General features: G+C 33.9%; 16 protein-coding genes. 1 reads left to right on the forward strand and 15 read right to left on the reverse strand.

Translation table 11 applies throughout. The features are described from left to right. Positions 1-39 precede the first annotated feature (39 nt). From murG to H3S73_RS03560, 14 genes are all read right to left on the reverse strand, one after another. Positions 40-1,092: an undecaprenyldiphospho-muramoylpentapeptide beta-N-acetylglucosaminyltransferase gene (gene murG / locus H3S73_RS03495; RefSeq protein WP_198235587.1), complete on the reverse strand. Its 1,053-nt coding sequence runs from the start codon at positions 1,090-1,092 to the stop codon at positions 40-42. Continuing rightward, entirely contained in the window at positions 1,092-2,243 is a 1,152-nt protein-coding gene (gene ftsW / locus H3S73_RS03500; RefSeq protein ID WP_065737702.1) for a cell division protein FtsW, read from the reverse strand. Before ftsW ends, murG begins: the two co-directional genes overlap by 1 nt. Next, the gene (murD, locus tag H3S73_RS03505) at positions 2,240-3,574 is read right to left on the reverse strand and encodes a UDP-N-acetylmuramoyl-L-alanine--D-glutamate ligase (protein ID WP_198235588.1); all 1,335 of its coding nucleotides are present in this window, start codon (positions 3,572-3,574) and stop codon (positions 2,240-2,242) included. The genes ftsW and murD overlap by 4 nt, the downstream gene beginning before the upstream one ends. Before the next feature lie 21 nt (positions 3,575-3,595). Further along, positions 3,596-4,678 (reverse strand): phospho-N-acetylmuramoyl-pentapeptide-transferase, encoded by a 1,083-nt coding sequence (gene mraY / locus H3S73_RS03510; RefSeq protein ID WP_198235589.1) that lies wholly within the window; start codon positions 4,676-4,678, stop codon positions 3,596-3,598. An 18-nt stretch (positions 4,679-4,696) separates the two neighbouring features. Continuing rightward, the gene (murF, locus tag H3S73_RS03515) at positions 4,697-6,052 is read right to left on the reverse strand and encodes a UDP-N-acetylmuramoyl-tripeptide--D-alanyl-D-alanine ligase (RefSeq protein ID WP_198235590.1); all 1,356 of its coding nucleotides are present in this window, start codon (positions 6,050-6,052) and stop codon (positions 4,697-4,699) included. Continuing rightward, positions 6,049-7,599 (reverse strand): UDP-N-acetylmuramoyl-L-alanyl-D-glutamate--2,6-diaminopimelate ligase, encoded by a 1,551-nt coding sequence (murE, locus tag H3S73_RS03520; RefSeq protein ID WP_198226429.1) that lies wholly within the window; start codon positions 7,597-7,599, stop codon positions 6,049-6,051. Before murE ends, murF begins: the two co-directional genes overlap by 4 nt. A 13-nt stretch (positions 7,600-7,612) precedes the next feature. After that, a complete protein-coding gene (ftsI, locus tag H3S73_RS03525) occupies positions 7,613-9,391 on the reverse strand; it encodes a peptidoglycan glycosyltransferase FtsI (RefSeq protein WP_198235591.1) in 1,779 nt (592 codons plus the stop codon). Further along, the gene (gene ftsL / locus H3S73_RS03530; RefSeq protein WP_198235592.1) at positions 9,391-9,768 is read right to left on the reverse strand and encodes a cell division protein FtsL; all 378 of its coding nucleotides are present in this window, start codon (positions 9,766-9,768) and stop codon (positions 9,391-9,393) included. The genes ftsI and ftsL overlap by 1 nt, the downstream gene beginning before the upstream one ends. Then, the gene (gene rsmH / locus H3S73_RS03535; protein ID WP_198235593.1) at positions 9,758-10,696 is read right to left on the reverse strand and encodes a 16S rRNA (cytosine(1402)-N(4))-methyltransferase RsmH; all 939 of its coding nucleotides are present in this window, start codon (positions 10,694-10,696) and stop codon (positions 9,758-9,760) included. Before rsmH ends, ftsL begins: the two co-directional genes overlap by 11 nt. Positions 10,697-10,714: 18 nt before the next feature. Continuing rightward, positions 10,715-11,161 carry a division/cell wall cluster transcriptional repressor MraZ gene (gene mraZ, locus H3S73_RS03540; RefSeq protein ID WP_065737710.1) on the reverse strand — a complete coding sequence of 149 codons (447 nt, stop codon included), beginning with the start codon at positions 11,159-11,161 and terminating at the stop codon, positions 10,715-10,717. 411 nt (positions 11,162-11,572) lie between these two features. Continuing rightward, the gene (pgl, locus tag H3S73_RS03545; RefSeq protein ID WP_198235594.1) at positions 11,573-12,271 is read right to left on the reverse strand and encodes a 6-phosphogluconolactonase; all 699 of its coding nucleotides are present in this window, start codon (positions 12,269-12,271) and stop codon (positions 11,573-11,575) included. Positions 12,272-12,284: 13 nt separating this feature from the next. Next, positions 12,285-13,745: a glucose-6-phosphate dehydrogenase gene (zwf, locus tag H3S73_RS03550; protein WP_198235595.1), complete on the reverse strand. Its 1,461-nt coding sequence runs from the start codon at positions 13,743-13,745 to the stop codon at positions 12,285-12,287. A gap of 182 nt (positions 13,746-13,927) precedes the next feature. Further along, positions 13,928-14,212 carry a 50S ribosomal protein L25 gene (gene rplY, locus H3S73_RS03555; protein WP_198226414.1) on the reverse strand — a complete coding sequence of 95 codons (285 nt, stop codon included), beginning with the start codon at positions 14,210-14,212 and terminating at the stop codon, positions 13,928-13,930. Positions 14,213-14,394: 182 nt separating this feature from the next. After that, positions 14,395-15,267, reverse strand: coding sequence for a D-hexose-6-phosphate mutarotase (locus tag H3S73_RS03560; RefSeq protein ID WP_198235596.1), 873 nt, complete (start codon positions 15,265-15,267; stop codon positions 14,395-14,397). 197 nt (positions 15,268-15,464) lie between these two features. Between H3S73_RS03560 and hemW the strand changes: the two genes are divergently transcribed. Then, complete coding sequence (hemW, locus tag H3S73_RS03565) at positions 15,465-16,598, forward strand: radical SAM family heme chaperone HemW (protein ID WP_198235597.1); 1,134 nt, start codon at positions 15,465-15,467, stop codon at positions 16,596-16,598. A gap of 252 nt (positions 16,599-16,850) precedes the next feature. Here the strand turns inward: hemW and H3S73_RS03570 are convergent, their stop codons facing one another. Beyond that, positions 16,851-17,816: a sugar kinase gene (locus H3S73_RS03570; protein WP_198235598.1), complete on the reverse strand. Its 966-nt coding sequence runs from the start codon at positions 17,814-17,816 to the stop codon at positions 16,851-16,853. Between the last annotated feature and the right edge of the window lies 1 nt (position 17,817).

The raw sequence follows: 17,817 nt of genomic DNA on the forward strand, positions 1-17,817 counted from the left end.
AATTAACCAAAACCATTACATAACATTATGTAAAAACTATTATTTTACCACTGAACAAATAGTTTCAGCCACTTTTTCTGTAGAATCGACAATAGATAAACTTTTTGCTTTAACGGCCATATCTATTAACTTATCACGATTCAAATTTAATAATAAATCTGATAACGCTTCAACATTAAAATTTGGTTGTTCTATAATGTGCGCCGCACCGACATCAGCTAAGGATTTTGCATTCCAATATTGTTGACGATCTTTATGCATAAATGGAATAAATATTGCTCCAATACCTACAACTTCAATTTCACTCACAGTTAATGCTCCGCTACGACAAATTACGATATCTGCCCAACTGTAAGCTTCGGCTACATCAGAAATGAATTCAGTAACCTTAATCTTTGTCATATCACAATTTTGATAAGATTGAATGACTGAATTCAACATACCTTTACCCGTTTGATGCCATACCTCAAAGTTATCAGATAGTTTTGTTATCGCTTGAGGTACTATGTCATTAATAACTTTTGCTCCCTGACTGCCTCCCATCACTAATACTCTAATAGGCTCATTTCGATCTTTAAATCTGTCCTCAGGTTTAGCAATAGTTAACAAATCACTTCTTACTGGATTACCAACTACTTGAGCATTAGGAAATGCTGTTGGAAATGCTTGTAACACTCTTGTTGCAATTTTTGCAAGGTATCTATTTGTTAAACCTGCTATGCCATTTTGTTCATGCAATACCACAGGTATACCAAGAGTTTTAGCAGCTATACCACCTGGACCAGAGACATATCCACCCATACCTAGAACAACATCAGGACGAAAAGTTTTTAAGATTTTTCTGGCTTGTAACACTGCTTTTAAAATTTTATAAGGAGCTTTTAATAATGCCATTACCCCTTTACCACGTAGTCCTGAAATCTCGATAAAATCAATATCTATACCATTTTCAGGTACAAGGCGTGCTTCCATTCTATCTGCAGTACCTAACCATTTCACTTGCCAACCTTGTTGCATCAAATAATGCGCAACGGCAATACCAGGAAAAACATGGCCACCAGTACCGCCTGCCATAACTAACAATTTCTTCATTACTTTATAATCCTTATTCTTGCTTGCGCCTGTTTTTGTCTAAATTCAAAATCAATTCTCAATAATATTGCTACAGCAATACTCATTACAATAAGACTTGAACCACCATAACTAATAAATGGTAATGTTAATCCTTTAGTTGGTAACATACCTGATGTAACGCCAATGTTGACGAAAGTTTGAAAACCAAACCATATACCTATTTCACAAGCTAAATATCCTGAAAACAAAGAACCATCATTTAACGCTCGGTATCCAATGGCCAATGCTTTAAATGTCAAAAAGAAAAGTAAAATTAATAAAGTAATTACACCAACATAACCAAATTCTTCAGAAATAATTGAAAAAATAAAGTCAGTATGACATTCTGGTAAATAACCCAATTTAAGAATAGAATTACCCATTCCTTGACCGGTGATACCGCCACTACCGATTGCCATTAATGATGCAACTAATTGATACCCTGAACCTGTAGCATCTTGCCAAGGGTCAAGAAAAGTTAGTAAACGAGTTAAACGATAAGCCTCAAACAATATCAAGCAAATTACCGCACCTACACCAGTTAATAAAATAGCAATAAATTGCCATAATTGGGCTCCAGCAATAAATAGTATGCCGATTGTTACCATGAATAATACAATAACTGTCCCTAAATCAGGTTGTTTAAGCAACAAAATAGAAAGAACAGTCATTACGACCATAGGTTTAAAAAATCCCCAAAATCGATTTTGCACTTCATCTGACTTTCTTGATAAATATCCTGCCAAAAAGATAAACAGTGATAATTTAGCTAACTCTGCTGGTTGAAAATTAAATACACCTAATGGAATCCACCTTGAAGCGCCATTAATTGAAGCACCTATACCTAAAACTACAATTAACATTATAATGGCAATAATTAATAATGCAGATCCAAATTGTTGCCAGCGCTGCATAGGAATATATAAAGTAATAATCATTAATAACAATGAAATTGTTATTTGAATCAATTCACGCTGCGTATAAAAAAAAGGATCGTTTTCACTAAATGACATTGATGCAGATGTTACCATTATCAAACCAAATACCATTAAACTAATCACAGTCCAAAGTAATGAATTATCAAATGGTATATTTGGATTAACTTGTTTTCTTATTCCAAAAAGTGTCATTTTTCACTCCTTAGAACATACTGTTTGGCTACATTGGCAAATTGATTTCCTCGTTCAATATAATTTTTAAACTGATCTAAACTCGCACAAGCCGGGGAAAGCAAGACTACATCATTTGATTGTACTTTCTGGGCAATAATTTGTATAGCCTCTGCCATTGTTTCTGTAACAGTAGTTAAATTAGGCGCTAATTTAGCTAATAAATCGCGATCTCGACCAAAACAGAAAATTTCGAGATTTTTATTTTGTAAATAAGGAATTAAAGGTGAAAAATCAGCTGATTTACCATCACCACCCAATAACAAATATAATTTTCCATGACAGACAACACTTTTCAATGCGGCTTCTGTACTACCAACATTTGTTGCTTTAGAATCATTAATCCATTTCACACCGTTTTGCTCTAAAACTAACTCAAAGCGATGCGGTAAACCTTGAAAGTTCATGATTGTAGCTAAGCTGGATTGCCTATCTATATTTAATTTATCAGTAATAGCTAATGCAGCCAAAGCATTAAGATAGTTATGACTACCTGTCAGTTTCATATCTTTAGTTGATAATACTGCGTGATTTTGAGCAATTAAATATTTACATTGTTCATCTAAATGGTAATCACCTTCTTTTAATCCAAATGAAACAGTATAATGATGTTTAGATATTGGAAAGGTTAATTGATCATCATGATTAATTATGCAATATTTTGCATTATGATAAATTCGTTGTTTAGCCGCTGTATATTGTTTTAGACCTAGTGGATAACGATCCATGTGATCTTCGGATATATTTAAAATTGTTGCTGCAGTGGCTTTTAGACTGCTTGTTGTTTCTAACTGAAAACTTGAGAGCTCAAGTACATATACTTCACAGTCTTGATTCAATAAAGATAATGCCGGCTGACCAATATTACCTCCAACCCCTACTTTAATACCTGCAGACTTAACAATTTCACCGACTAAAGTCGTCACCGTCGTTTTTCCATTCGCACCAGTAATCGCGACAATCTTTTTATTATTTTGTAGATTCACTTCACGACAAAATAACTCAATATCACCAATAATCTCAATACCTTTGTCAGCGGCTTGTTTCAATTCTGGTGTGAATAGCGCAATACCAGGACTGACAATAATTAAATCAGCAGCTAATAGCCAATCAATTTTTAATTCCCCTAAATGGTAATCAACACGCTCATCTAATTGTTCTAATCCTTGTGGTTGTAGACGCGTATCAATGACTTTGGGAATAACATTTTGAGCAAGGAAATAATCAACACAAGATAAACCTGTGATGCCTAATCCAATAATAACAACATTTTTGCCCTGATAGTTAACCATGATTCAATCCTGATATTTTGATTAGCGTAATTTCAAAGTTAATAAACCAATTACAACTAACATTAATGAGATTATCCAAAAACGCACAATAACTCGAGGCTCTGGCCAACCTTTTAATTCATAGTGATGATGAATGGGTGCCATGCGAAATATTCTTTTTCCTCGTAATTTAAAGGAGCCTACTTGCAATATGACCGATAACGTTTCAATAACAAAAATACCACCCATTATCAGTAATAAAAATTCTTGCCGTAATAACACAGAGATAATGCCAAATACTCCACCTAAAGCTAATGAACCAACATCACCCATAAATACCATGGCAGGATAGGTGTTAAACCATAAGAAGCCTAGTCCAGCCCCAATAATAGCGGTACAAATAATCATTAATTCACCACTAAATTTTATATACGGAATATGCAGATAAGCAGCAAAATTGACATTACCTGTCGCCCAAGAAACCAGTGCAAAACCCGCTGCTACAAAAACAGTTGGCATAATCGCAAGTCCGTCAAGACCATCAGTTAAATTAACGGCGTTACCAGCCCCTACAATGACAAAATAAGTAAGTAAAATAAAACATACTCCTAATTGTGGCATTACATCTTTAAAAAATGGCACAACGAGCACTGTGACTGAACTATCTTTACCATAAGCATAAAGACCAAACGCTACAACTAAAGCAATAACCGATTGCCAAAAATACTTCCATCTTGCAATCAGTCCTGCGCTATTTTTACGAATTACTTTTAAATAATCATCAGCAAAGCCAACTATTCCATAACCAATTAATACAAATAGTGTTACCCAAACATAAGGATTACGAAGATCAGCCCATAGAAGTACCGATAACGAAATAGATGCCAAAATTAAAATGCCACCCATAGTTGGAGTGCCTTTTTTACTTAAATGAGATTCTGGGCCATCATTACGAATAACTTGACCGATTTGTAATTTTTGCAACCAATCAATGACTTTTTGTCCCATAATTAACGAAATTGCTAATGAAGTTAATAAACCTAGAATAGCTCTTACCGTTAAATAAGAGATAACATTAAAAAATGTAAAATATTTAACTAAATATTCTGATAATAAAACCAACATAATTTTTATCCTGACTCACTATTGTTTAAATTGTATTTTTTCGATGAGTTCTTCCATTTTTGCACTACGCGAACCTTTAACAAGCATAGTTAATTTTGGATACTGACGAAGTAAAGTTAGTAAATAACTAACCGCATCTTGTTTATTAATAAAATGGTGACCTACACCACTAAACTCACTAATACTCTGACTGAGTTTTCCAACACTTACTACACAATCAATTTGCTCTTGTTTAGCTATTTCACCTATTTTTTGATGATATTTTTCTGCTTCGTATCCAAGTTCAGCCATATCACCAACGACAAACACTCGATACCCTTGTTGACTTGCTAAAACTTTAATCGCAGCAGACATCGATCCAACATTGGCATTATAAGTATCATCTAAAATTAATTGTGTTCCATTTAATTTTATTGGAAATAATCGCCCCTTTACAGGGTTTAAAGTAGATAAACCTTTAACCACTTGTTCAAAATTGGCGCCTACCGAAATAGCTAAAGCTGAAGCTGCAATAGCATTAGAAACATTATGCTGTCCAATTAATGGTAATATAATTTCGCATTCGCCATGAGGGGAATGTAAAATAAATCGAGTATGTTCTGAAATATGAATATTACTAGCATAAAAGTCTGCCGATGAATTATTCAATGAAAAAGTCCAGACAGTTTTATTCGTTAATTGAGTAAACCATTTATCACTGCAACTATCCAAATTAATTATTGCAATACCATCTTTAGGTAACCCTTGAAAAATCTCACCTTTAGCTATTGCCACACCTTCAAGTGAACCAAAACCTTCAAGATGCGCTTCAGAAATATTATTAATTAAAGCTGTTTGAGGTTTAACAATATTAGTTGTATAGGCAATTTCACCGATATGATTAGCGCCTAATTCTATTACAGCAAACTCATCTTGTTGTGTTAAACGAAATAGCGTTAATGGTACACCAATATCATTATTGAAATTACCTTGTGTATAAAGTGTTGGTCCGCAATTTTGTAAAATCGAAGCGGTCATTTCTTTAACTGATGTCTTACCCGAAGAACCAGTAAGCGCTACAATTTTTGCTTTACTTTGTTGACGAATAAATGCAGCTATTTTGCCTAAAGCCTGATGAGTATCGCTTACAATAATTTGTGGTATTTCATGATCAATTTTATGATTAACAATCACCGCTATAGCGCCATTTTTTATCGCTTGCTCGGCAAATTCATGTCCATCAAAATTATCGCCAATAAGCGCTATAAATAGTGACATATTAGAAATTTTTCGCGAATCGGTACTAATAGCTTCAACTACCCAATTTTCATTATCAATATGATAAGATTTTCCATTTATCAGTTGCTTAATTTTTTCAATACTTAATGGGATCATAATTGACTCTCAATTCCTAAAAGCTGTCTGACTGTTTCCTGATCTGAATAGTGATATTTTGTTTTGCCAATAATTTGATAATCCTCATGGCCTTTTCCTGCAATTAATATCACATCATTTGGCTTTGCTTGTGCAAGTGTTTGTGTAATAGCTTGCGCTCTATCTGTGATTACTTGTATCTCTTTATTATCATGGAAACCTTGCTGTATATCATGAATAATATTCATTTCATCTTCTGTACGAGGATTGTCATTAGTTAATACTACTTTGTCAGCAAATTGCTCAGCTATTTCAGCCATTAAAGGTCTTTTGCCTGTATCTCTATCTCCACCACACCCAAAAATTACCCATAAAGATCCTTTACAATGAATTCGACTTGCTTGTAATGCTTTTTGTAATGCATCAGGCGTATGGGCATAATCAACAATGACTGTTGGATTATTGTTTGAATGTATGACTTCCATTCGTCCACAAATTGGTTTAAGAAAAGATGCCATATTAATTACAGCAAAAAATGGATAATCAAGCGTTAATAATGTTGCTATAGCTAACAATATGTTAGACACATTGAATTCACCTAATAATCGACTGTTGATAATGGCATTACCCCAAGTAGACTCCATATGAATTTTGGCACCTTTATCATGATATTCAATCATAGATACGCCAACATAAGGAGTATTTAACGCTTTTAATCGTCTTAAAGATTTAGGTTGACAAGATACAGCCGTCACTTGTGAAAGCTTTTCAATCCAACGTTTACCATATTTGTCATCATAGTTAATAATTGACTTACCCGAGTTTGAAACGTGTTTTTCTTTTTCATCAGGATTAAATAACGACCACTTTGCTTTAGCATATTTACTCATGGTTTTATGGTAATCAAGATGATCACGACTTAAATTAGTAAATACCGTTGCGGCACAATTTAAGCCTTTCACTCGATTCATCGCAAGTCCATGAGATGAGATCTCCATCGCCACAACTTTAACATGTTTTTTCACAAAATCAGCTAATAATGATTGAACATCTATCGCGGATGCCGTTGTATTAATTGATGGTTCTAGATGATTATAAATTCCGTTTCCAATGGTACCTAATATAGCTGTTTTATCATTAAGCAATGTTGTACATTGAGCAATAAGTTGTGTAATCGTAGTTTTTCCATTCGTACCTGTTACGCCAATAACCGATAATTTTTTTGATGGAGAATGATAAAAATCATTTGCAATAACAGATAAGCGCTGTGAAAGTTGAAAAACACTGATCTGTGGTATAACTGATTGATCATCTTTTTTCAAATAATCAATTTTTAAATCATTCGATTTTATATGACTTTCAATTAAAATAACAACAGCGCCCGCTGAAATAGCTTCAGAAATAAATTTTCGCCCATCAACTGAATAACCTTTAATAGCAACAAATACATCATTTTCTTTCACTTTGCGACTATCAATTCGCAAATTATTAAGCGGGAAATTTTTTAATTTTAGAGTTTCATCCCCCCCTAATAATTTAAATAATGTTTTAAATGTGCTTGTAGCCATCATTTACCACCTATTAATAAATAATCGTTTGACCGTCAACTTGCCGATCTGGTTTAACATTCATAGTTCTAAGTACGCCCCCCATAATGCGGCTAAAAACTGGGGCAGAAACAGAACCTCCGTAATATTGACCAGCTTTCGGATTATCAATAATTACGACCAACGAATATTTTGGCCTTGTTGCTGGTGCAATCCCGGCCGTGTACGCCAAATATTGATTGACATAGCGCCCACTTGATAATTTTTTAGCAGTACCGGTTTTAACCCCGACACTATAACCAGGCACAGATGCTTTTGCCCCACCACCTGAAACAGCTACCGCTTCCATTAATTGAACAACTATTTTCGCTATTTTTTCTGGTACAACTCGCTGACCTTCGATAGGTTCATTAACTTTTAAAATAGAAACAGGTCGATAAATGCCATAACTACCAATCGTTGCATAGGCTCTTGCTAATTGTAGCGGTGTCACACTTAATCCATATCCAAATGCAAATGTTGCTCTTTCAATATCAGCCCATTTTCTGGTTCTATCTGCAGCTATTGATCCATTGACTTCCCCACCTAGTCCGAGTCCTGTTGGCTGTCCTAAACCGAAACGACTATAATACTCAACAAGTTCGCCAGATTGCATTTGCAAAGCCAATTTACTCACACCAACGTTACTCGATTTCTCCAAAATACCTGCTAAATTTAATGATTTTTGATATGACACATCTTTAATCTCGTAACGATTTACTAAAAAAGGTCTAGTATCAATAACGGTATTCAAATCAGCGATTTTTTTCTCTAACGCAGCCATCACAACTAAAGGTTTTACCGTAGAACCTGGTTCAAATGCATCCGTTACAGCCCTGTTGCGCAGCAAATTATAATCAATTGATGAGCGATTATTAGGATTATAAGATGGACTAGTTACCATCGCTAAAATCTCACCCGTGTGTACATCAATTAAAACGGCTGTACCGCTATCCGCTTTATTAAATGCGACTGCTTGACTAAGCTCGCTATAAACTAAAGATTGTAACCGTTCATCAATGCTTAATATTAAATCTTCTGCTGCTTCACTCTCTGTTCGTTCTATTTCTTCAATGACGCGTCCTACTCGGTCACGTCTAATAACTCTTTGCCCAGATTCACCCGTTAACCATTTATTAAAACTTTTTTCGATACCTTCAGCACCTTTTTCCGTACCATTTTCATCGATATCCGTTAAACCAATAAGCTGAGCAATGTTCTCTGCTGCTGGATAGTAGCGTTTTGACGTTTTTGCAAACGAAATCCCTGGCAATTTTAATTGTTCTAAATAATTTGAGATTGTCGGTGTTATTTGTTTAGATAAATAAACAAAGCGCATAGACGGATTACTCAGTTTTTGCTCAAGCGTTGATATCGGAATATTTAGCGTTTTTGCTAATCCTTGCCACCTTATATCATCAGTTTTTACACCACCTTTTTGTACAACAATTTTTGGATCAGCCCACACATCAAACATTGGTACACTCACAGCTAAGGCTCGTCCATTACGATCAGTAATCATAGCTCTTGGCGCATCCATCTCTTGATATCGAATTGATCGTTTATCACCTTCTGCAATAAGTTTATCTGGTTCTATGATTTGCAAAATTGCCATTCGGATAATCAAACAAACAATAGCAAAAATGATAAGACCATATACCACATAAAAACGATTAGGTGTAAAAAACTGTTTTTTATTATTCAGTTTGTTTACTTTACTTGTCTTAAAAACCTTTTTAGATTTATCTTTATTATTTTTTTTAACAGGTTTCATTATTTACTCTTTATCACAATGACGGTTTCATTTTCTGGTGTCACATAAGACATATCTAATTGATTTTTTGCTCTATATTCAACACGTTTCGGATCTGCAAGTACATTTTCTTCGATGACTAAATTACGCCATTCACTCTCTAAGACATCCTGTTCTAATAAAAGTTGTTCACGTTCAAATAGCTGTTTACGAACCTGTTGAGTTGTGATTAATACAGCACCAGCCGACAAAATTATAAGAACTAGTAATAGTAATGAAAATTTTTGATTCTTAATCAGATCACCAATAATTAGACCAAATAGACTATTTCTTGGCCTTTTTTGGCTATCAATTTCAGTATATAAGTTATCAAAATCATTACTTTGATTACGATTCATTTTTCCTTTCAGCTACCCTTAATATTGCACTTCGTGAACGAGGGTTGTGGTTAATCTCATCAGCACCTGGCTTAACTTTACCAAGTGTTTTTAGTTTAGCCCCACCATATTGTTTAATTTGTTGTTCTGTTAGTGGTAATCCAGCAGGAAGTTCTGGTCCTTTGCTATTTTTACTAATAAACTGTTTAACTATTCTATCTTCTAAAGAATGAAAACTAATTATTGCCAATCTACCTTTATCGGCCAGTACTGACAAACTACTATTTAATGCCTGTTCAACTTCTTCCAATTCACTATTGATATAAATACGAATCGCTTGAAAACTCCGAGTTGCAGGATGTTTATATTTATCTTTTTTAGGTGTGGCTTTTTCAATTAAATTCGCCAATTCTAAAGTTCGAGTTATTGGCGCAATTCTATTTTGTTCAACTATTGCCCGAGCAATACGTTTAGCAAACTTTTCTTCCCCAAATGTTTTTAGCACCCAAGCAATATCAGCTTCATCGCTAGTTAATAACCACTCACTTGCAGTCATACCTTTATGGCTATTCATTCGCATATCAAGAGGGCCATCACGCATAAATGAAAATCCCCTTTGAGGATCATCTAATTGTGGTGATGAGACACCAAGATCTAATAAAAAACCATCAACCTTACCGAGTAACCCTAAATTATCAATATATTGATAAACATTAGAAAATTCTCCACGAATAAAGGTAAATCTAGGATCTTTTATTTCAGCTGCGGCTTGTTGTGCTAACGCGTCACGATCAATAGCAATTAACTTTCCTTGCTCTCCAAGTTGTTCTAGTATCAGACGAGAATGCCCACCTCGACCGAAAGTCCCATCAACATAAATGCCGTTTTTTTTTATATTCAATGCTGTTACGGCTTCATTTAATAAAACTGTAGTATGTTGATAGCTCATTAATTTTTTTACTCTTTGTTAAATAGTTAAACTTTTCAAATTATCAGATAAATTTGCAATATCGGTTGATAATGCTGCAATATCATCACTAATTTGTTGATACCATATTACTTCATCCCAAATCTCGAATTTATTAGATTGTCCAACAAACATGATATGTTTTTCTAGTTTGGCATATGTGCGTAACGTTGGCGGTAACAAAATTCTGCCTGAATTATCCATTGGACACTCAATTGCATAACCTAATAATAATCGTTTAACTCTACGTTCAGCCTCAACCACAGTGGAAAGTGTCGAAAGTTGTTGCTCAATTCTTTTCCATTCAGACATGGAGTAAAGAGTAAGACAAGGATGGTATAATCCAATAGTACAAACCATACCTTCAGACAAAAATTCACGGTAGCGAGTAGGAATAGCCATCCGCCCTTTACTATCTAAAGTGACTGAAGTTGCACCGCTGAACATAAAAGCACCGTTAGTTATAAATTTTTAGTATTTTTTATTTGTTAATAATCAATTAGTTAAATAATTATGACTTTCTTGCCACTTAACCCCACTTTTTACCACAAAAGTCACAAAATTAATAGGCATTTAATTAATTAATTTCTCATTGTTTAACAACACAGTTCTATTTTATTTTTTAAAAATAAACTAAAAATCACCAAAGTTTTTATTTTAAATAATAACAAAGTGTTAAAGATAACATTCGAATGATTATGCTACTTTTGAGTATAAAAATCACACAAACTGATTAACAATATGGGGCTAAATGAGTAGAAATATTTGCTTTAGTAATGATAAGAATTAACAAAATATTACAAAGGATTAATTTATCTGAAAATAATTAGCCGACATTTGTCGGCTAACTTATGTAATTTAGGAAGCTGACCAAAATCCAGTTACTTTAACTTTATTTTGCTGCAAAATGGCTCGAATTGGCATTTCATTAACATCATCGCCATTTTCTGCTTGCTCTAATACAGCCATTTTACTTTCTCCAACTAAATGCAAATAGATATTTGTACTATTCAAAATAGTTGGTAAAGTCAAGGTAATACGATCAAGAGGAGCGGTCAACGGAGTCATGCCAACAACCTTACGACCTGATTTCATATCTAAGCCCGCTTGCAAATTAGCTGCTCCAGGGAATAATGAAGCTGTATGACCATCTTCTCCCATACCTAAAATGACCACATCAAATGGCATTGGTACTTTATCTAAAATTTTGTCAGTAAGTTCTGCTCCATCAAATGGATTATCATAACTATTTTTTAGTCCTATAAAATTAGCTAATTTTGCTTTATTTTGTAACAAGTATGTCATTACTAATTTTTCATTACTGGCATCATCAGTATCATCAACCCATCTATCATCAACTAATGTGATAAAAACTCGATTCCATTCTAGATCTTGTTGACTTAGTAAGGTAAACAATGGAATAGGTGTTTTACCTCCAGAAACAGCAATAGAAGCATGACCATTTTTTTCAATTGCTTGTTTTAAAGCATTAACAATATGTGAGGTTAAATCTTTAGTCAACAACTGACTATTTTCATATTTGTTTAACGTAAACATATTTAATTTTCCTTTATTCAAATTCATGCCATGAATACCCATCTTTAGTGATTAAGGCAACCGATGAAACCGGCCCCCATGTACCTGCCTGATAAGTTTTTGGTGACTCTTTGTCTGATTCCCAAGCGCTAATAATCGAATCAACCCATTTCCATGCGGCTTCGACTTCATCACGATGGACGAATAGAGCTTGTCTTCCTCGCATAACCTCAAGTAATAATCGTTCATAAGCATCAGCACGATGTTGATGAAAAGCCTCATTAAAACTGAGATCAAGCTTAGTTGTTTGTAACGTATGCGTACTATCTAATCCTGGGACTTTATTTAAAATTTCAATATCCATTCCCTCATCCGGTTGCAACCGAATGGTTAATTTATTTTGTGGTAACTCTGGATAAGATTCACTAAATAAATTAAGTGGTAATGGTTTAAAATAAACAACAACTTCGGAGCATTTGCTTGGTAAACGTTTACCTGTTCGCAAATAAAAAGGTACTCCAGCCCAGCGCCAGTTATCAATATCAACACGAATGGCTACAAATGTTTCGGTATTACTCTCCTTATTTGCTCCATCTTCTTCTAAATAACCAGGGACATTAATACCATTTACAAATCCTGCCGTATATTGACCCCTTACAACTTTCTCACGAATATTTGTTTTATTTATTGGTCTAAGTGCATCAAGAACTGCTATTTTTTCATTACGTAAGCTATTATCTTCTAGGTTAGCAGGAGGCGACATAGCAATCATAGTTAAAATTTGTAATAAATGATTTTGCACCATATCACGCATTTGACCAGCTTTATCAAAATATCCCCATCGACCCTCAATACCAACTTGTTCGGCTACCGTTATTTCCACATGATCGATCGAATTTCTATCCCAAAATGAGGCAAACAGTGGATTAGCAAAACGTAATGCCAATAGATTTAGAACGGATTCTTTACCTAAATAATGGTCAATACGATACACTTGTGATTCACTGAAATATTTTGCCACTGAATCATTGATTTCACGCGATGATTGTAAATCAGTACCCAGCGGTTTTTCCATGACGATTCGATTCTGATCTTGATTTAATCCAGCTTCAGCTAGACCTTGGCAAATAGTACCAAAAGCCCCTGGATGCATCGCAAAATAAAAAATAGTAGGTCGAGTTTGATCAAGCTCATTTTTGAGTGCATTAAAACCTGAAAGATTATTAACATCCAATTTATGGAAGTTAAGCCTTTGGCTAAATCTTTGCCAAATATTTTCATCCAATGGTTCTGACATAAAGGTGGTTAATGCATCTTTCGCAACTTCAACATAAGCGGCATGATCCCAATCTGCACGTCCGACACCTAAAATTTTGGTCTGTGTTGGCAATTTTCCATATTTTTCTAATTGATATAAAGACGGTAATAATTTGCGTCTTGTCAAATCCCCTTTAGCACCGAAAATAACTAAATTGCAAGCTGGGATATCAGACATGGTTCTCTCCTAAGGTGGTAGAATATACTTTATTCTATTCTGTTGTATTACCTATGTATACCTAGTTAATGGGGTAAATCATAATAATAGGCATTTGCCTTATTTTTTCTAAAATAAAAGGTCACCATGTAGGTGACCTTTATCTTAAATCTTTGATTGGATAATATCCAATTAAAATATAATTATACGCGAACAAAATCCATATGAACTAGTTTTGGCTTGAACGCGTGACGTTGTACCGCCTGCACTTTCGCTTTAACGGCTTTACCGTCAACTTCAATAGTTAAAACTTCAGAATAAAATTCTGGTTTTTCTTGCATATTGAAGACTTGGTTGTGATCAAGCACAACAGAGATTGCAGGTTCAGTTCCACCATAAATAATGGCTGGGAATTTACCAGCGTGACGCAGGCGGCGGCTCGCACCCTTACCATGCTCTTTTCTAACTTCTGCTTTAAGTTTAAACATTTTCATTTCTCTTAATTATTTTAAAATAAAAACCAATTACAGGCGACCCAGTAGTTGGCTATAAAATAGGTGCTTTAAAAAGCGCTAGCGATTATAAAGTTTAATCCGATTAAACGCAATCAAATAATACTATCGACTTTGTATCATATTGATTGCGTGTACAACTATAATCAAAAAAATAATTAAATCAATTCTATCTTGAAACCATAAGTTGATTGTTCATTTAGTGACAATTTTAACGGTTTATTGATGCGTCCTGCTTCAACGCAAACCATAGATTGATATTCATCATCACCAAAATCAGCCATTGCTTTAGCTTTATCTATCCATGGATTCCAAGTAACTACATCACTTGCATTAGTAGTGGTAAGCTTAATAGTTCGAACATTATCATTAATAGTCATTTCAGTATTGGCATTTGTATAAATACGATCAACTTCTTGATTAAAAGTCATTTGACCAACAGTAACTGGTTTATTTTCAACAGTAAGTCGGTCTTGATAAGTATCACCTAATCCACTAACAACAACATGACTAATATTGTCAATGCCAAAATAAGTATGCAGCGCACTGGTTGCTTCAAAGTCGCCTGAGCAGCTCAAAGTCACCTCGCAAGTTTTACCTAAATGGATCTTTAAAGATACATTAAACGGTTTGTCAAAATAAGGTTTTGTTTGTTGATTATTAGAGAGTACCAATACAAGATCGACACCGTTATCATCTTCATTACATGAGTCTAAAGTCCATTCAACAATACGAGCAAAGCCATGAGAAGGTGTTCCTAAAGGTCCAAACCAAGGCCAACAAACTGGCACACCGCCACGAATTGCGGTACCTTTTTCAAATTTTGATTGTTTACTTAACCAAATAACAGGCGTCTGCTCAGTTGAAGGTTGCCAGAATAATAAATGTGCACCTTGCAAACTAACAGCAGCATAGCAACTTTTATGCTGAATAACTAAAATAGGTAATTCACCAAATTTTGTCTGTTTTACAGATGAGCTTAATAATTTTGATTCTGTAGTACTATCTAAAATTTGTTTATAAATATTCATATTGACTCCTATATTTAACTTGATCGACGATCAATGTCTAAAAAATTAATTTAAATACTGGTATTGATTTTACGCTTTTTGAGCGCATTATAAAAACGATATAACGTAAATAAGCTTTTTTTAGTTAATTAGAGTAATATACCCCGCACTCATTAAATCATCATTTATTATTTGTCAAAAAGTTTCAGGAAATGTATATGTTTCAGTATAAAATCCCAATAAGCCTATATATTCATATGCCATGGTGTGTGCAAAAATGTCCTTATTGTGATTTTAATTCACATACTGTGAAAAAAAGCCCTGATTATGAAGCATATATTGATAATTTGATTAAAGATCTGCAACAAGATGTTGTTCTGTGCTCTGATCGTTCAATTCACTCAATTTTCATTGGTGGCGGTACACCAAGCCTGTTTTCTACTGAACTAATTGCTAAACTTTTGACAAAGGTTAACCAAATCATTCCGATAAACAAGGATGCAGAAATCACAATTGAAGCTAACCCCAATTCTGTTGATGTAGATAGATTTAATGGTTATCAACAAGCAGGAATTAATCGAATTTCAATTGGTGTTCAAAGTTTTCAAGCCAATAAACTTAAAAACTTAGGGCGTATACATAATCCAGAGGAAGCCATAAATGCAGGTACGCTTGCTCATAACCTAAATTTACGTAGCTTTAATTTAGATTTAATGCACGGTTTACCTAATCAAAGTGTGGATGATGCTTTATATGATTTGAAACAAGCAATTGAGATTGCTCCTCCCCATTTATCATGGTATCAATTAACGATAGAGCCCAATACATTATTTGGTTCAAAACCACCAGTATTACCAGATGACGATAATTTATGGGAAATTTATCAACAAGGTCACCAATTATTAACGGATCATGGATACCAACAATATGAAACTTCAGCTTATGCTAAACCAGATTTTCAATGTCAACATAATTTAAATTATTGGCGTTTCGGCGATTATTTAGGTATTGGTTGTGGAGCTCATGGCAAAATTACGCGATCGAATGGTGAGATTATTCGTACAATAAAAACACGTCATCCTAGAGGTTATTTGGAAGGACGTTATTTAGATAGATCTTATATTGTTGCAAAAGAAGAATTACCATTTGAATTTTTTATGAATCGTTTTCGGTTATTTGAAATTGTACCTAAACATGAATTTGAGCAACGAACTTTTTTACCTCTACAGACTGTAAACAAACAAATTAATTTTGCTATTGAACAGAATTATTTAATTGAAAATGAACTGGGTTGGCAAATAACTGAACGAGGTAAACTATTTTTAAATTCGTTATTAGAAATATTTTTATGAATAATTATATAATAAATATAAATTTATTAGAAAATAATTTTTTAAATTTACACTTATTTAACGATATTAATACTAACCATTTAATTAATAATTTATTTATTTTTACATACATTCTTGGAAAAAAAGCGCATACTAACGCTCGACAATGCATTTATTTCATTGTTTTCCTATTCCTTATGTTTTCCCAATAACTTTGTTATTGGGATTTTTTTTACCTAAGTTTCTTTGTGAATAATAATACAACACTTTTATTTATTGCTTATACTGAGCTATAAATTGTTTTAATTCAGCAAATGTAGAAGTTCCTTCCATTGGGCCTGTTTTCGATATCGCTAATGCACCACTGGCATTAGCATATTGCAATGCTTGCTCAACTGAATACCCTGCCAACATCAGACTGATAAATGTCGCACCAAAACAATCCCCCGCTCCAGTTGGATCAACTGATGTTGTAATAAAGCCGTCAACATGCAATGTTAATAAATTATTGTTATCGTCTCGACCATAATAATCAGCACCTTTACTACCTTTTTTTACCACAATGTGTTTAATACCCTTATTGAGCAATGTAAACATTGTTTGATCTTCACTTTCATCGTTACTACTAGCAAAATAACTGACTTCACTCTCACTTGGTAAAAATATATCAGTATATTCCATAATATAGTCAAAAGATTGCTCCATCTCTTGAATATTAAACATTTCCTTGCGTAAATTAGGATCGAACGAAATTGTACCACCCTTACTTTTAATGATATCAAGTGCTTTACGCATCGCATCAATTGCCCGAAAAGAATATAGTGATGAGCCCATAACATGTAAATGACTACAGTCTTTTAATAAGTTCTCATTGATATGATTGAACGAAAGTAAGCCGCATGCACTATTAGGAATATTGAAAATAAAGTCTCTATCATTTGAACCTTTATAAGTTACAAAAGCACTACCGGTATTCGCCTTATTATGAGTAGTAATACCATCAATAATAACCCCATCTTGCTTAAGTCGCTTAATACACATATTGCCAAAAGGATCTTTACCTATACAGCTAAAAAAAATGACAGGAAAACCTAATTTTGCTACTTGATCGGCAAATATTGCAGGTGCGCCACTTGGGAAAGGCCCAATAAATTCACCAGTTTGATCAAAACGTTGGTTTTGCTTTTTTGCTAAAAACTCAACAAGTAATTCTCCAATAGTACAAATTTTAAATTGCATA

This window comes from Gilliamella sp. B14384G12 (genome assembly GCF_016101825.1).
Classification (GTDB): Bacteria; Pseudomonadota; Gammaproteobacteria; order Enterobacterales; family Orbaceae; genus Gilliamella; species Gilliamella apicola_N.

Coding starts and splice junctions, on each gene's coding strand:
- murG (WP_198235587.1), bottom strand. CDS start 1,092: ATGAAGAAATTGTTAGTTATGGCAGGCGGTACTGGTGGCCATGTTTTT.
- ftsW (WP_065737702.1), bottom strand. CDS start 2,243: ATGACACTTTTTGGAATAAGAAAACAAGTTAATCCAAATATACCATTT.
- murD (WP_198235588.1), bottom strand. CDS start 3,574: ATGGTTAACTATCAGGGCAAAAATGTTGTTATTATTGGATTAGGCATC.
- mraY (WP_198235589.1), bottom strand. CDS start 4,678: ATGTTGGTTTTATTATCAGAATATTTAGTTAAATATTTTACATTTTTT.
- murF (WP_198235590.1), bottom strand. CDS start 6,052: ATGATCCCATTAAGTATTGAAAAAATTAAGCAACTGATAAATGGAAAA.
- murE (WP_198226429.1), bottom strand. CDS start 7,599: ATGGCTACAAGCACATTTAAAACATTATTTAAATTATTAGGGGGGGAT.
- ftsI (WP_198235591.1), bottom strand. CDS start 9,391: ATGAAACCTGTTAAAAAAAATAATAAAGATAAATCTAAAAAGGTTTTT.
- ftsL (WP_198235592.1), bottom strand. CDS start 9,768: ATGAATCGTAATCAAAGTAATGATTTTGATAACTTATATACTGAAATT.
- rsmH (WP_198235593.1), bottom strand. CDS start 10,696: ATGAGCTATCAACATACTACAGTTTTATTAAATGAAGCCGTAACAGCA.
- mraZ (WP_065737710.1), bottom strand. CDS start 11,161: ATGTTCAGCGGTGCAACTTCAGTCACTTTAGATAGTAAAGGGCGGATG.
- pgl (WP_198235594.1), bottom strand. CDS start 12,271: ATGTTTACGTTAAACAAATATGAAAATAGTCAGTTGTTGACTAAAGAT.
- zwf (WP_198235595.1), bottom strand. CDS start 13,745: ATGTCTGATATCCCAGCTTGCAATTTAGTTATTTTCGGTGCTAAAGGG.
- rplY (WP_198226414.1), bottom strand. CDS start 14,212: ATGTTTAAACTTAAAGCAGAAGTTAGAAAAGAGCATGGTAAGGGTGCG.
- H3S73_RS03560 (WP_198235596.1), bottom strand. CDS start 15,267: ATGAATATTTATAAACAAATTTTAGATAGTACTACAGAATCAAAATTA.
- hemW (WP_198235597.1), top strand. CDS start 15,465: ATGTTTCAGTATAAAATCCCAATAAGCCTATATATTCATATGCCATGG.
- H3S73_RS03570 (WP_198235598.1), bottom strand. CDS start 17,816: ATGCAATTTAAAATTTGTACTATTGGAGAATTACTTGTTGAGTTTTTA.